Source organism: Pseudomonas fluorescens, from assembly GCF_902497895.1.
Taxonomy (GTDB): domain Bacteria; phylum Pseudomonadota; class Gammaproteobacteria; order Pseudomonadales; family Pseudomonadaceae; genus Aquipseudomonas; species Aquipseudomonas fluorescens_BP.
Map to the genome: position 1 here is coordinate 1 of NZ_CABVHQ010000012.1, position 12,527 is coordinate 12,527.

Below are 12,527 nucleotides of genomic sequence, written 5' to 3' on the forward strand. Positions count from 1 at the left end.
GCCTGCGAGGCTGCGTCCGGCCGCGAAGCGGTCGTAAAATCAGGCAACACGCTTTTTCAGGTAAACCGCGGGCACAGGATTTGCGACGACTGCGTCCTCGAACGCAGCCTCGCAGGCTCGGCAGCTGCTACGGATTCAGCCCTACGCCGTATTTCAAAGTTGTGTAGATACCTGTGCCGAGATGAGATGGGATGGGATGGGATGGGATGGGAGCTTCTCTGATAACGGATGGACAGGCAAGCGAGTCAGAGACTTGCTGTATCGATTTCCCGTGCGGCATTGACCAGTCAGTTGAACATTCAGGTCTAGAATTGAGTAGGCGCTGGTGTTACAGCGTCCAACAGTCCACATCAGAGGTTCCCCCATGAGTACCCTGACGATCGAAGGCTGGTGCAAAGCCAGCGGTGCGCAAAAGTCCACCCCGGTGGGCGAAATCCATTTTTACGTCGATGGCGATCTCCATCTGCGTCTGGAGCAGGCCGAAGAACACCTGGAAAAGACCCACGACTCTGAAGTCATGGTCGATGTCGATATGAATACACTGGACTTGAAACTGCCGGAGGGATACGGCCCTCTATCCGACTGCCAGATGCGTGTCTATTTGCATGAGGAGCGTGGCCATTTCCATCTGGTCGGGCATCAGGCGAGTGATAGCAGCTTGATCTATACCAACGCGGTTCTGGTTGCTCAGCTAATTTAGCCGTTACTCGGTCCAGGTGCACGGACGCGCCAGTCGTGACAGGCAGGAATCGGCCCAGAGTGTGTAAAAGCGTTCGTCGGGGTGCGCCAGGCCCTAATGCTGTTTTTAGACCTTGACGCCGCCAACCCTGCATGCCGGGGGTGCTATACTTCTTTCGGATTGCATGAAGTGTGCAACGTTGCCCACGGGTACAGATACCAACTGCAAATCTCAGTCAAGGGCTGCAAGACAGAGGAGGTCTACAGCAAACACGAGATGGGAGGTGTGGCATGAATCGACACTATTACATCAGTGACAATCTCGACGATCTTGAAACCGTTGAAAATGAATTGGAAGCCAACGGCATCAATTCCGAACAGATTCATGTGCTCAGTGAACAAGTTGCTGATGTTGAACAACATCACCTCCACGAAGTTAACTCGTTAATGAAACAGGATGTTGTTCGCGATGGCGAGATTGGTGCGGTGATCGGTGTGCCACTCGCGGCGCTGGTCCTTGGCGGCGCCTGGTGGATGGGTTGGACCGAATCCGCCGCAGGCTGGGTGCCTTTTATATTCCTGGCCATTGTTGTATTGGGCTTCTGCATCTGGGAAGGCGGCTTTTTGGGGATCCAGGTGCCGAACACTCACTTCCGCAGTTTTAAACAGGTGGTAGACGAGGGCAAACATATCTTCTTCGTGGATGTCGACCCCGATCAGGAACCGGTATTGGACCGGGTAATCGAACATCATCCAATGCTGAAGATCGCCGGCACGGGAACGGCAGCCCCCCACTGGACAGTCGCCTGGCTGCAGAGATGGCATCAGTTCAAGCGAACGATATAAAGCCATTTCACTTGTTGCGCGCTAGCCCCTGGAGACTCAAGGCCATCCGGAAGTTTCCTATTGGCCGAAGAAAACTACCCGGCTGAGGAAAACATAGTCCGCCTCGGAGACCATCAGTCCGACGAGCACCAGTAAACACAATGGTGGCATCAATATGGCGTAGACCAAGCTCAACCGTTCCCAGGCCATATGCATGAAGATGGAGACAATCAAACCGGCCTTCAACAACATGAAAGTGATAATCAGGGACCACCTGAGGTAGCCCTGGAAGTGAAAATAGTCGACAAGATACGACATCGTGCTGAGGACGAATAACAGCCCCCAGATTTTAAGGTACAAACTGATTGGATGTTGCTGACCCTGAGCATGCGCCATCATCAGTGCTCCTCTTCAGAACCTGTTGCCTCTCAGACCTACCATAAATAGAAGAATGCAAAAATAAACACCCACACCAAGTCCACGAAGTGCCAGTAAAGCCCGGCTATCTCGACGATCTGATAGTTTCCGGAGCGCTCATAATCACCCCGCAATACTTTCAGCGCCACAATGCTGAGGTAGACGACGCCGAGTGACACATGCAGCCCGTGGAAACCGGTAATCATGAAAAAGCTGGCACCGAATTGCGCCGCCCCCATGGGGTTCCCCCAGGGACGCACCCCTTCTGCGATGAGCTTGCTCCATTCAAATGCCTGCATGCCGACGAAGGTCGCACCCAAGGCTGCGGTCGCCAGCATCAGCGCAGTGGTTTTCGCGCGATCACGGCGATAGGCGAAATTAACTGCCATGGCCATGGTGCCACTGCTGCTGATCAGCACAAAGGTCATGATGGCGATCAGAATAAGCGGGATGTCTTTACCGCCGATCGTCAATGCGAACACTTCACTGGGATTCGGCCAGGGGGTGGTGATGGTCATGCGTACCGACATGTAGCCGATTAAAAAACAGGTGAATATAAACGTATCGCTGAGCAGGAATATCCACATCATCGCCTTGCCCCAGGGGACCTGCTTGAAAGCCTCCCTATCCGAGGACCAGTCGCTGGCGATGCCCTGCCATCCCGGTGCAGGCAGCGAGCTTGATGGATTGGCTGAACTGGACTCGTCTGGGACTGGAGGGTGCGATGCCATGGCTCTTCACCTCAGGCCGCAGAATCTGGCGATGGCTTCATAGGTTTGCGGTGTGCTGGTCAGCAGAGCGAATAGCACAAACCAAAGACCCAACAAGTAATGCCAATAGATGGCACAGAGCTCTACGCTGGCGCTGAGTTGCGGCAGCGGCACACGATGCAGGAATTTAGCGAAGGTTCTGCTCCAGGCTATCAGCCCGCCCAGCAGGTGGAGCCCATGCAGGCCGGTCAACAGGTAGAAGAAACTGTTGGCCGGATTGCTGGCGACAAAGTAGCCCCAGGCGACAAACTGCTGCCAGACCCAGACTTGTCCCGCCAGAAAGGCAATTGCAAAGACGCCCCCCAATGCAAAGCCAATGACAGTTGCGCCCATTCGATCCCGTCGGGCGGCCATACGCGACCACTGCAGTGCGATGCAACTGAATACCAGAAAAGCCGAATTCAGCCATAGCTGCCGTGGATTGGCTAACGGCGCCAGGGGCTCTGTCAGGGGTAGCCAGTCGGCCATTTGCGAGCGGGCGATAAAGGCGATCAGGAAGAGAAAGAATAACGAGCTCACCACGCCCAGAAACAAGCGCAGGCCTATCTTTGCGGTTTGGCGCCTATCGGCACCCTCGGCGGCCTGAATACCTTCAGGATCGCGATTCCAGCTGCCGCCGGGGTCAGCGCCGTCGGCGTTTCTCAATAGCAGTCTGTTCATGTTTTTACGTCCGCTATCCTGGTTCCGGCATTGAGTTGCCGCATATGCTCCAGCTCCTCGGCGGAGACTGTTTGTGCAACGAAATCCTGTTCTATCCCCGGCACACTGTAGTCATAGGCCCAGCGATGCACGACTGGCAGCTCGGTTCCCCAGTTACCGTGTATCGGCGGGGTATTCGGCGTTTGCCATTCCAGACTGGCCGCGCCCCAAGGGTTACTGCCCGCAGGCTTGCCTTTAAATACACTCCAGGCCAGGTTGAACAGGAACAGCAGTTGGGAAACGGCAACGGTCAATGCGACCACCGTAATGAAGGCATTCAAATCTTGCGCCGACTGCGGGATGAACTCGTAGTTTTCAAAGGCGTAGTAGCGGCGTGGCATGCCCTGGAAACCCAGGTAGTGCATGGGGAAGAAGATGGCGTAGGTGCCCAGAAAGGTAATCCAGAAATGCAGCTTGCCCAGGGTCTCGTTCGTCATGCGCCCGGTTACTTTCGGGAACCAATGATAAATGCCGCCGAACACCACCAGTACCGGTGCGACTCCCATGACCATATGAAAATGGGCTACGACGAAATAGGTGTCCGAGAGCGGAATATCCACGATCACATTGCCGAGAAACAACCCGGTCAGACCGCCCACCAGAAAGGTGACGATAAAGCCCAGGGCAAACAGCATCGGCACGGTCAGATGGATGTCGCCCTGCCACAGGGTCAGCACCCAGTTGTAGACTTTCAGTGCGGTCGGCACCGCGATGATCAAGGTGGTGACGGCGAAGAAAAACCCAAAGTAGGGGTTCATTCCGCTGACATACATATGGTGCGCCCAGACCACAAAGCTGAGCACGCCAATCGCAATAATGGCCCACACCATCATTCGATAGCCGAAGATATTTTTACGCGCATGCGTGCTGATCAAGTCGGAGACCAGACCAAACGCGGGGAGAGCAACGATGTAGACTTCCGGGTGGCCGAAGAACCAGAATAGATGCTGGAATAATATCGGGCTGCCACCTTGGTGATCGAGCTGCTGCCCCAGCGAGATCATCGCCGGCATAAAGAAGCTGGTGCCCAACAGTTTGTCAAACAGCATCATGACCGCACTGACCAACAACGCCGGAAAGGCCAGCAAGGCCATGATCGAGGCCATGAAGATTCCCCATACGGAGAGCGGCATGCGAAACAATGTCATGCCGTGCGTGCGCGCCTGCAACACCGTGGTTACATAGTTCAACCCGCCCATGGTGGTTGCGACAATAAAAATCGCCAGTGAGACGAGCATCAGTACGATGCCCCACTCGGTCCCCGGTGTCCCCTGAGAAATCACCTGTGGCGGATAGAGCGTCCAGCCCCCACCGGTGGGGCCGCCAGGGACGAAGAAACTGGAGAGCAACACCAGTACCGCCAGCAGGTAGAACCAGTAACTCAGCATGTTGACATAGGGGAAAACCATGTCGCGGGCACCCACCATCAGTGGGATCAGATAGTTGCCGAAGCCACCCAGAAACAAAGCCGTCAGCAAATAAATGACCATGATCATGCCGTGCATGGTCATCGCCTGATAGTAAGCACTGGCGTCCATGAACTCCAGACTACCGGGGAAGCCTATCTGCATGCGCATCAAGCCGGACAACACCACGGCTATAATCCCCACGAAGATAGCCGTCAGGGAATATTGAACGGCTATGACCTTGTGGTCCTGACTCCAGATATATTTGGTCAGGAAACTCTTGGGTTCGTGCAGTACGTCTGTTTCGGCATGCTCCGCATAGGCCATCACGTCATCCTCCTGCTGAAGTTTCAGTGTGTTTCTGGCTGCTTTACGGCTACTTCCCTGGCTCCGCCTTGCTCGCATCAGCGTCGGCATTCGCTTTGGATTTGATAAAAGCGATCAGTGCGTTCAACTCCTCATCGCTCGGAGTAAAGGCCGGCATGACGGCTGCATAGCCCTTGACGATTTTTGCACTCGGATGAAGAACCGAATCTTTTATGTAGCCCTCATCGGCCTTTATCGTCGTACCGTCGGCAAGGGTTTGTGTATTGCCATACAGGCCCTGCCAGCTGGGGCCGACGCCCTTACTGCCATCGACACTGTGACAGGCCAGACAACCGAGCGACTCGGCCAGCCGCTGGCCCTGCGCCGCCAAGTCGTCACCTGGGCCCGACGCTTCGTTGGCAGAAGGCTCATCGTCTTGCCGCGCAGCACCCTGTGATTTGATCAGGGCGACGAGAGCACCCAATTCATCTCCAGTGAGAGTATAGGCCACCATGACCGGCGGGTAACCCTGTACCAGTCGGGCCTTCGGATCGAGGATCGACTCTTTCAGGTAGGCCTCATCGACCAGCACACTGGTGCCATCGGCAAGCTGTTCAGTGCGGCCGTACAGGCCCTTCCATCCCGGGCCGAGACTGGCGCTGCCATCCTGGCTATGGCAGGCACTGCAGCCGAGGTTTTCGACCAACAGACGGCCTTTTTCCAGCACGCTGTCCCGACTGGGCTTGGCCGCTGTCGTTAATGTCTGCGCAAAAGTCGGTTGGCTGTTCAGCCATTGATCGAAGACGTTCTGTTCTTCCACGATCATATGACCGCGCATGTTGAAATGGCCTACGCCACAATATTCAGCGCAAAGGACTTCATATTTCCCGGTTTTAGTCGGGGTAAACCAAAAGTGCGACACCATCCCTGGCACCATATCCATCTTGCTGCGAATTTGCGGTACATAGAAATTGTGCAGCACATCTTTAGAACGCAGTAAAACTTTCACCGGCTGATCGAGCGGAAGGCGAACTTCATTATTTTTTATAAGCACATCGTCCTGCCCGGCAGGATCCTTGGGATCAAGGCCGAGGGGATTGGCGGAATCAACAAACCTGATATCCGATTTGCCCAGCTTCCCGTCCTGGCCGGAAAAGCGAAAGGCCCACTGCCACTGCTGGGCGACCACTTCAAGTTCATACGCATTTTTCGGCACCCGGATGAAATCACTGTAAACAACCAGACCTGGCGCCAACATCGCGGCAATACCTACCGAGGTCACGATAATCAACCATAATTCCAACTTTTTATTTTCTGGCTGGTAAGCCGCCCTGGAACCCTCCTTGTGACGATAACGCACCACGGCTACTGCCATAAATACCGTGATGGCAATGAAGAATATCCCGCTAATGATCAGGGTAATGAACAGGGTGGTGTCTATTGACCCCCAGTTGGAAGCTGCCGGTGTCGCATGCCAAGGCGCGAGTATGTGGAACAGCACTGACGCAACAATGATTAGAATCAAGATAATTGCTATTGCCATTTTCTCTTCATCCTATTCCTGTTACTCAATGACGCCCAAGCAGGATAGACAAGTACCACCGATCCTGACGACAAAGTCAGCAAGAAGTATAGTGCATGGACGGAACACGCGCTTTTTCTGAAAAAGCTGAGGCCCGGATATTCCAATTCCAGCGTAAAGCTTATCGTTTAAAATCTATTCGCTATCTATAACTGTAAATATTCAGCATCACGTCTACCGGAACTAAATGGGGCTGATGACTTGTTTCCGATCAGTCAAAATGATTAGGGAGTCTCTGAAAAAGACGGTCCGGCTGAACTACCGGATCGCATCCTCATCCACCTCAAGCTGCTCGAGGGTGACTTCGGTGTGCCAGTCAGTTAAGCATTGGAGATGGCAAAACCGTGTTGACGGAAAGCTCAGGGTGTGAAGCCGACCGGAGGCAATGGCCCTGATGAATGCCTGAGCACCGCAGGAATGGGGATATACACCGACCAAACGCCAAGATCAAAAGATCGCAGCCTTCGGCAGCTCCTACAGGGGGATTTTGTACATCCGCGAGCGACAGGCCGGCTGCCAGGCCGTCTGCATTGCGAGCAAGTCGGATCGGCGCACCGTCGCCTCTCACAAGATCAAAATCGGCATAAAAAATCGCAGATCACCGCCCGTCGAAACTCAGTTTTGGATCAACGGTCAGCCGCCTTCTGAAAGCTACAAGCTGTTGATTTACAAATAATTTCTGCTGCAGACTGGGGTGAGCCAGGTCCTCACAAACATTTACTTACAAAGCCGGAGCTCGTTAAAGACCGAGTCTGTAACTTCAAGTGTTAGGTTGCGGGGCTAATCGGGCCAAGAGATGCTCAGCTTTAATTATGCGCATCAAACTACCCAGCCTTACTGCCTTCTGTGCTTACCTTGCGCTTTCTTGCCTGTTTGCGGGCGCATGGTTTACCCATCCTGCTGCTACGCATTCTTCCTTTGCCCTGATGAATCCGGCGATGGCTGTGGCTGAACAAGTGGCCAAGCCCATTTATACCAGCCGTTTCGCCTCGTCCGGGCTGGTGGACTTCGTGCATTCCTCGGCGGTAACAGCCTTGCCTGACGGTAGCCTGATGGCGGTCTGGTTCGCCGGTTCTCGCGAAGGCTCAGCCGACGTGCAGGTGCGCTCTGCCCTTTTCAACGCGAAAACCAGCGAGTGGGGTGCGGAACAGGTATTGGCGACTCGGGATTCGACTCAACAAGGCACTCGAAAATACATTCGAAAACTGGGCAACCCGATCATTGCACTGGCGCCGGACAAGCGCCTCTGGTTGTTCTACGTGTCCGTGTCCATGGGTGGCTGGGCTGGCAGTGCGGTTAATGTGATGGTCTCGGACGACTATGGTCGCCAATGGTCCGCGCCACGCCAATTGATCACTTCACCCTTTCTGAATATCAGCACCCTGGTCCGGTCGGCACCGGTGTTTCATGCCGACGGCTCCATCGGTTTACCGGTCTACCACGAATTTCTGGGCAAGTTTGCCGAGTACCTCTACTTGAGCGCAGACGGGGATGTGATCGATAAATTCCGCATCAGCCGCGGCAATAATTCATTGCAGCCGACGGTAGTTCCGCTGGATGGACAGCGCGGCATCGCCTTGTTGCGCTATGCCGGCGACACCCACCACCGTGTGCTGGCGACCCGCACTGATGATGCCGGACAAACCTGGAGTGAGCCTTATCCCCTCGATCCATCGAATCCGAATTCCTCGTTGGCGGCCGTCGCGACTCCCGAACATGGCTTGCTGGTGGCGCTCAATGACCTGCAGGAGGGGCGCTTCAAGTTGAGTCTTTACGGTACCGACGCAAAAATGGACGATTGGCGCTCATTGCGCGACCTGGACAAATCACCTGATTCACAGGGTGCTCCTTTTTCACCCGAGGCTTACAAGGAAATCATTGGCAATGAGTTTCGCGGCTCCAGTGGCGCGCTTCGCCAGCCGCTGGAGGCCCAGTTCCTGAATAACCTCGACGACCGGGTATGTACTGATCAAGAGTGCAAGTTCGAATATGAATACCCGTACTTCATCCGAAGTCCCGACGGTCTGTATCACTTGGTGTATTCCTGGAACAACACCTTCATCAAGCACGTCACCTTCAATGAGGCGTGGCTGTCCGAGCGTCTCAAATGATTAACCTGTGGCAAGCCCATATCAGCTTCGCAATGATCATCTTCCTGTTGCTGCCTTCTTTGGGTTTAAACAAGGCTTGGCGTATCGCGCTGTTGGTCGCATTGCTGGCAGCCAGCTTCATACCGCTGGACGGGTTGTCGCTGGCCGCTTACTTGCGCAGCCACATCGATGACCTTGCGATCACGTCACTGGTGTTCATGGGGTGGGGCTGTTTGCGTCGACTGGGTTTCTTGCCGCCTGCGCAACAGGGTCAAACCAGTGTATTGATCCTCTTTGCCGCGATGGCCTTGGCCCTGTACCCGGCAACCCTGGGTTTGAGTTATCTGGACCCCTATCGGTTTGGCTACAGCCCGCGCCCCATGTTGATCTTCGTCGCACTGCTGACGTTAAGCCTGTTTTACCTGCGCAACGGCCTGGCAGTCGTGATGCTGGCCAGCGCGACCCTGGCCTTCGTCGCCGGGATAAAACCTTCGCAAAACTACTGGGATTACCTGGTTGATCCGCTGCTGGGTCTGTATTGCTGCGCGGCACTGCTGATGCTTGCTACGCGCGGGACCTATGGTTCGCTGATCAAGCGGCGCGGCTCAGTGCGAAACGTATCCGTTTGAGATTCAACGGCATTTTTTTTCACAGGGGAACATGGATGGGTTGGCTGCAATCGAGACGTTTGCATTACTGGCTAGGCGCAACAGCGATAATGTTTGCGCTGTTTGCACTGCTACGGGTGGTGTTCTTTTTCGGCTTTTCCGGTTTCGACGCCAAAGCCCTGATCGGCGAAGATGCCGTCCTGGAAACCTTGGGCATCGGCTTTCGTTTCGATCTGCGCCTGGCCATTCTGGTGATGCTGCCGCTGGCGTTGCCGGCCTGGATTCCTCGCTGGAATCTTGTCGGCAGCCGCCTGCTTCGCCGGATCGCACGCACGTATCTATTGGCATCCCTGAGCGTCCTGCTGCTGATCTATATCATCGATTTTGGCCATTACGCGTACCTGGGCGTGAGGATCAACGCCACCGTGCTGCGCTTCATCGAGGATGCGCAAATATCCCGTGACATGGTCTGGCAAACCTACCCGGTTATCTGGATCTCACTGGGCTGGCTGGCAACGGTCGCGCTGGTGACCCTGGCCCTGGTGCGTCTGGAACGCGTGACGCTGGACCGCCCCCGCAAGCCCATTCACCCGATCTCCGCCATTTGGGGTGGCGCGGTGATGGTCGTGCTGGTGCTGCTGGGTATTTTGGGCCGTGTCGAAAACATGAACCTCGAAAACCCTGTCCCGTTGCGCTGGAGCGATGCGTTCTACTCGGGCAATGATCGGATCGCTGCGTTGGGCCTGAACCCGGTGATTTTCCTCTACGACACGGTCAAGGTCGGCCAGTCGCGCTATGACGAAGCGCAGGTGCGCGAACACTATACGGTCATGGCCAAGTACCTGGGGGTCGACCAGCCCGACCCGCAAACCCTTGATTTCGTCCGTCACCAGACGCCACAACCCTACAAAATACCGGGCTCCCGGCCACCGAACGTGATGTTCGTCATGCTTGAGTCGCTGGGTACCAGCGCCGTCGGGGCCTATGGCAACCCGATCAATCCGACGCCCAATCTCGATCGCCTGGCCACCCAGAGCTGGTTCTTCGAGCACTTCTATGTTCCGGTCACCGGGACCGCAAAAACCGTCTGGGCCAGCATTACCGGGGTGCCTGACGTAACGCGTCAGCAAACCGCGACGCGTAATCCGCTGATCACCAAGCAGCACACACTGATCAATGCCTTCACCGGTTATGAGAAGATCTACACCATCGGCGGCAACTCCGGCTGGGCCAATATGAATGCCTTGATTCAGCAAAGCATCGACGGAGTTCGTTTGTTCCAGGAGCGGGACTGGAAATCCCCAGTGGTGGATGTCTGGGGAATTTCAGATCTGGATCTGTTCAAGGAAACCGACAAGATCCTGCAAGCACTGCCCAAGGACAAACCGTTCTTTGCGTATGTACAGACTGCCGGTAACCATCGTCCCTTCACGATTCCCAAAAGCAATGATGGATTCGAGGTCAAGCACCCTACCCTGGCGCAAGTACAGGCCGCAGGATCGCGCAGTGTCGAGCAGTACAATGCAGTGCGCTTGCTGGACTTCAACATCGGACGCTTGATGGAAATCGCCAAAGAAGGCGGCTACTACGACAACACCATTTTCGTGCTGTTTGGCGACCATAACACCCGTATCGCCGAGATCCCGTTCCTGGCACCGGCTTATGAGCAACTGGGCCTGGAAAGCAATGCGGTGCCGATGATCATCCACGCGCCTGGCTTGCTCGGGACGCGTAACGTCAAGGAAGCGGTCGGCCTGGTGGACTTGCTGCCAACCGTGGCGGGCATGGCCGGCCTTGAGTTTCGCAACAGCGGCATGGGTCGTGATATACAGCAGCCCGCGCCCGAGGGTGAACGCGTGGTGCCGTTGGTATTACATGAGGGCACGTTCCCGGTAATTGCCGGCGTTACTCAACACTATATGCTGCAGATGCAGCACGACGGCAGCTCGCCGACGCTCCACGACCTGGCCTCGCTGACGCCGATGGACGACGTGGCTCGGCAAAACCCTGAAGAGTTCAAACGCCTGGAGCAGCTGACCCGCGCCATGCATGAAACCTCAAGGTTGATGTTGTACCAGAACGTGCGACAGTGACTGCGAGTGCCAGCCAACCCGCGCCCGCAGTCTGCGGCAGCTCAGTGGATCGATGCAGGGTTGGGACGGTCTGGTATTCACCCCTGTTTTCGCCAAAGTGCCGGGTACCGAAGATTGGCTGCACAGTCACTTGAGGCTACCCGCCAAAAACTGCTTCAGTCGCTCACTCCTGGGTTATCAAGCACGCTGCTCGGTGATCCCTGCTCTTCAACCCGCCCCTGATGCAAAAAGATCACGTGGTTGGAGACATGCCTGGCGAAGGCCATTTCGTGGGTCACCACCACCATGGTCCGGCCCTCCTCCGCCAGTTGTTGCATCACCTTGAGCACCTCGCCCACCAGTTCGGGGTCCAGCGCTGAAGTCGGCTCGTCGAACAGCATTACCTGAGGCTCCATCGCCAGTGCTCGCGCAATAGCAACGCGTTGTTGCTGTCCGCCGGACAGGTGCGCGGGGTATTGACCGGCAACCTTGTCGGTCAAACCGACCTTGGACAAATAGTGGCGTGCGCGCTCCAGTGCTTCGCTGCGGCTGATGCCCAACACGTGCATCGGGCACTCGATGATGTTTTCCAGCACCGTCATGTGGCTCCACAGATTGAAGTGCTGAAACACCATCGCCAGCTTGCTGCGCATCGCCTGCAGCTGTTTCGGATCGGCGATACACAGCTCGCCCCTGGAATTCTTGCGGGTGCGCAGCTCTTCGGCGTTGACAATAGTGCGTCCGGCCGAGGGCTGTTCGAGGTGGTTGATACAGCGCAAAAAGGTACTTTTACCGGAGCCGGAAGAACCAATGATGCTGATCACATCGCCGGCCCTGGCTTTGAGCGACACACCCTTGAGCACTTCGTGTCTGCCATAGTTCTTGTAAATATCTTCGACCACCAATGGATACATCCGGGCAACTCCAGTCAGGGATCAATAGGTACGAGGCTTGAGGTAAGCCAGCCAATGCTGTTCGCCGCGACGGAACAGCCAGATGAAAAAGAACGCGCTGCAGGCGTAGAGCACCCCGGCAATCCCGAATGCGCTGAACGAGGCATAGGTCGCCGAGTTG

General features: G+C 55.6%; 10 protein-coding genes and 2 pseudogenes. 5 read left to right on the forward strand and 7 right to left on the reverse strand.

Annotated features, from left to right (window positions below):
• Positions 1-364 precede the first annotated feature (364 nt).
• Both F8N21_RS08400 and F8N21_RS08405 read left to right on the forward strand, forming a co-directional pair.
• A complete protein-coding gene (locus F8N21_RS08400; RefSeq protein WP_150641680.1) occupies positions 365-700 on the forward strand; it encodes a hypothetical protein in 336 nt (111 codons plus the stop codon).
• Between the two features lie 269 nt (positions 701-969).
• Positions 970-1,524, forward strand: a complete 555-nt coding sequence (locus tag F8N21_RS08405) for a magnesium transporter (protein WP_150641681.1) — start codon at positions 970-972, stop codon at positions 1,522-1,524.
• Positions 1,525-1,581: 57 nt separating this feature from the next.
• Here the strand turns inward: F8N21_RS08405 and F8N21_RS08410 are convergent, their stop codons facing one another.
• Genes F8N21_RS08410 through F8N21_RS08430 form a run of 5 tightly spaced genes read right to left on the reverse strand, consistent with a single transcriptional unit; the run spans position 1,582 to position 6,644 of the window.
• Positions 1,582-1,899, reverse strand: a complete 318-nt coding sequence (locus F8N21_RS08410) for a cytochrome C oxidase subunit IV family protein (RefSeq protein WP_150641768.1) — start codon at positions 1,897-1,899, stop codon at positions 1,582-1,584.
• Between the two features lie 38 nt (positions 1,900-1,937).
• On the reverse strand, positions 1,938-2,651 hold the full coding sequence (locus F8N21_RS08415) for a heme-copper oxidase subunit III family protein (protein ID WP_150641682.1): 714 nt from the start codon (positions 2,649-2,651) through the stop codon (positions 1,938-1,940).
• A gap of 6 nt (positions 2,652-2,657) precedes the next feature.
• Complete coding sequence (locus F8N21_RS08420) at positions 2,658-3,350, reverse strand: cytochrome c oxidase subunit 3 (RefSeq protein WP_150641683.1); 693 nt, start codon at positions 3,348-3,350, stop codon at positions 2,658-2,660.
• On the reverse strand, positions 3,347-5,122 hold the full coding sequence (gene ctaD / locus F8N21_RS08425; protein WP_150641769.1) for a cytochrome c oxidase subunit I: 1,776 nt from the start codon (positions 5,120-5,122) through the stop codon (positions 3,347-3,349). Before ctaD ends, F8N21_RS08420 begins: the two co-directional genes overlap by 4 nt.
• Positions 5,123-5,171: 49 nt before the next feature.
• Positions 5,172-6,644: a cytochrome c oxidase subunit II gene (locus F8N21_RS08430; RefSeq protein WP_150641684.1), complete on the reverse strand. Its 1,473-nt coding sequence runs from the start codon at positions 6,642-6,644 to the stop codon at positions 5,172-5,174.
• An 851-nt stretch (positions 6,645-7,495) separates the two neighbouring features.
• On the opposite strand from F8N21_RS08430, the gene F8N21_RS08435 reads away from it, so the two are divergent.
• The 3 genes from F8N21_RS08435 to F8N21_RS08445 are packed head-to-tail and all read left to right on the forward strand — an operon-like array spanning position 7,496 to position 11,474.
• Entirely contained in the window at positions 7,496-8,794 is a 1,299-nt protein-coding gene (locus F8N21_RS08435; protein ID WP_150641685.1) for a sialidase family protein, read from the forward strand.
• Positions 8,791-9,402, forward strand: a complete 612-nt coding sequence (locus tag F8N21_RS08440) for a hypothetical protein (protein WP_150641686.1) — start codon at positions 8,791-8,793, stop codon at positions 9,400-9,402. The genes F8N21_RS08435 and F8N21_RS08440 overlap by 4 nt, the downstream gene beginning before the upstream one ends.
• 35 nt (positions 9,403-9,437) lie before the next feature.
• Positions 9,438-11,474 carry an LTA synthase family protein gene (locus tag F8N21_RS08445; protein WP_150641687.1) on the forward strand — a complete coding sequence of 679 codons (2,037 nt, stop codon included), beginning with the start codon at positions 9,438-9,440 and terminating at the stop codon, positions 11,472-11,474.
• Positions 11,475-11,600: 126 nt separating this feature from the next.
• Here the strand turns inward: F8N21_RS08445 and F8N21_RS08450 are convergent.
• Both F8N21_RS08450 and F8N21_RS30790 read right to left on the reverse strand, forming a co-directional pair.
• Positions 11,601-12,367: pseudogene (locus F8N21_RS08450) on the reverse strand (ABC transporter ATP-binding protein).
• A gap of 21 nt (positions 12,368-12,388) precedes the next feature.
• A pseudogene (locus F8N21_RS30790) lies at positions 12,389-12,526 on the reverse strand (amino acid ABC transporter permease); the annotation flags it as partial.
• Position 12,527: the final 1 nt, after the last annotated feature.

Coding starts and splice junctions, on each gene's coding strand:
- F8N21_RS08420 (WP_150641683.1), bottom strand. CDS start 3,350: ATGAACAGACTGCTATTGAGAAACGCCGACGGCGCTGACCCCGGCGGC.
- F8N21_RS08430 (WP_150641684.1), bottom strand. CDS start 6,644: ATGGCAATAGCAATTATCTTGATTCTAATCATTGTTGCGTCAGTGCTG.
- F8N21_RS08410 (WP_150641768.1), bottom strand. CDS start 1,899: ATGGCGCATGCTCAGGGTCAGCAACATCCAATCAGTTTGTACCTTAAA.
- F8N21_RS08400 (WP_150641680.1), top strand. CDS start 365: ATGAGTACCCTGACGATCGAAGGCTGGTGCAAAGCCAGCGGTGCGCAA.
- F8N21_RS08405 (WP_150641681.1), top strand. CDS start 970: ATGAATCGACACTATTACATCAGTGACAATCTCGACGATCTTGAAACC.
- ctaD (WP_150641769.1), bottom strand. CDS start 5,122: ATGGCCTATGCGGAGCATGCCGAAACAGACGTACTGCACGAACCCAAG.
- F8N21_RS08435 (WP_150641685.1), top strand. CDS start 7,496: ATGCGCATCAAACTACCCAGCCTTACTGCCTTCTGTGCTTACCTTGCG.
- F8N21_RS08415 (WP_150641682.1), bottom strand. CDS start 2,651: ATGGCATCGCACCCTCCAGTCCCAGACGAGTCCAGTTCAGCCAATCCA.
- F8N21_RS08445 (WP_150641687.1), top strand. CDS start 9,438: ATGGGTTGGCTGCAATCGAGACGTTTGCATTACTGGCTAGGCGCAACA.
- F8N21_RS08440 (WP_150641686.1), top strand. CDS start 8,791: ATGATTAACCTGTGGCAAGCCCATATCAGCTTCGCAATGATCATCTTC.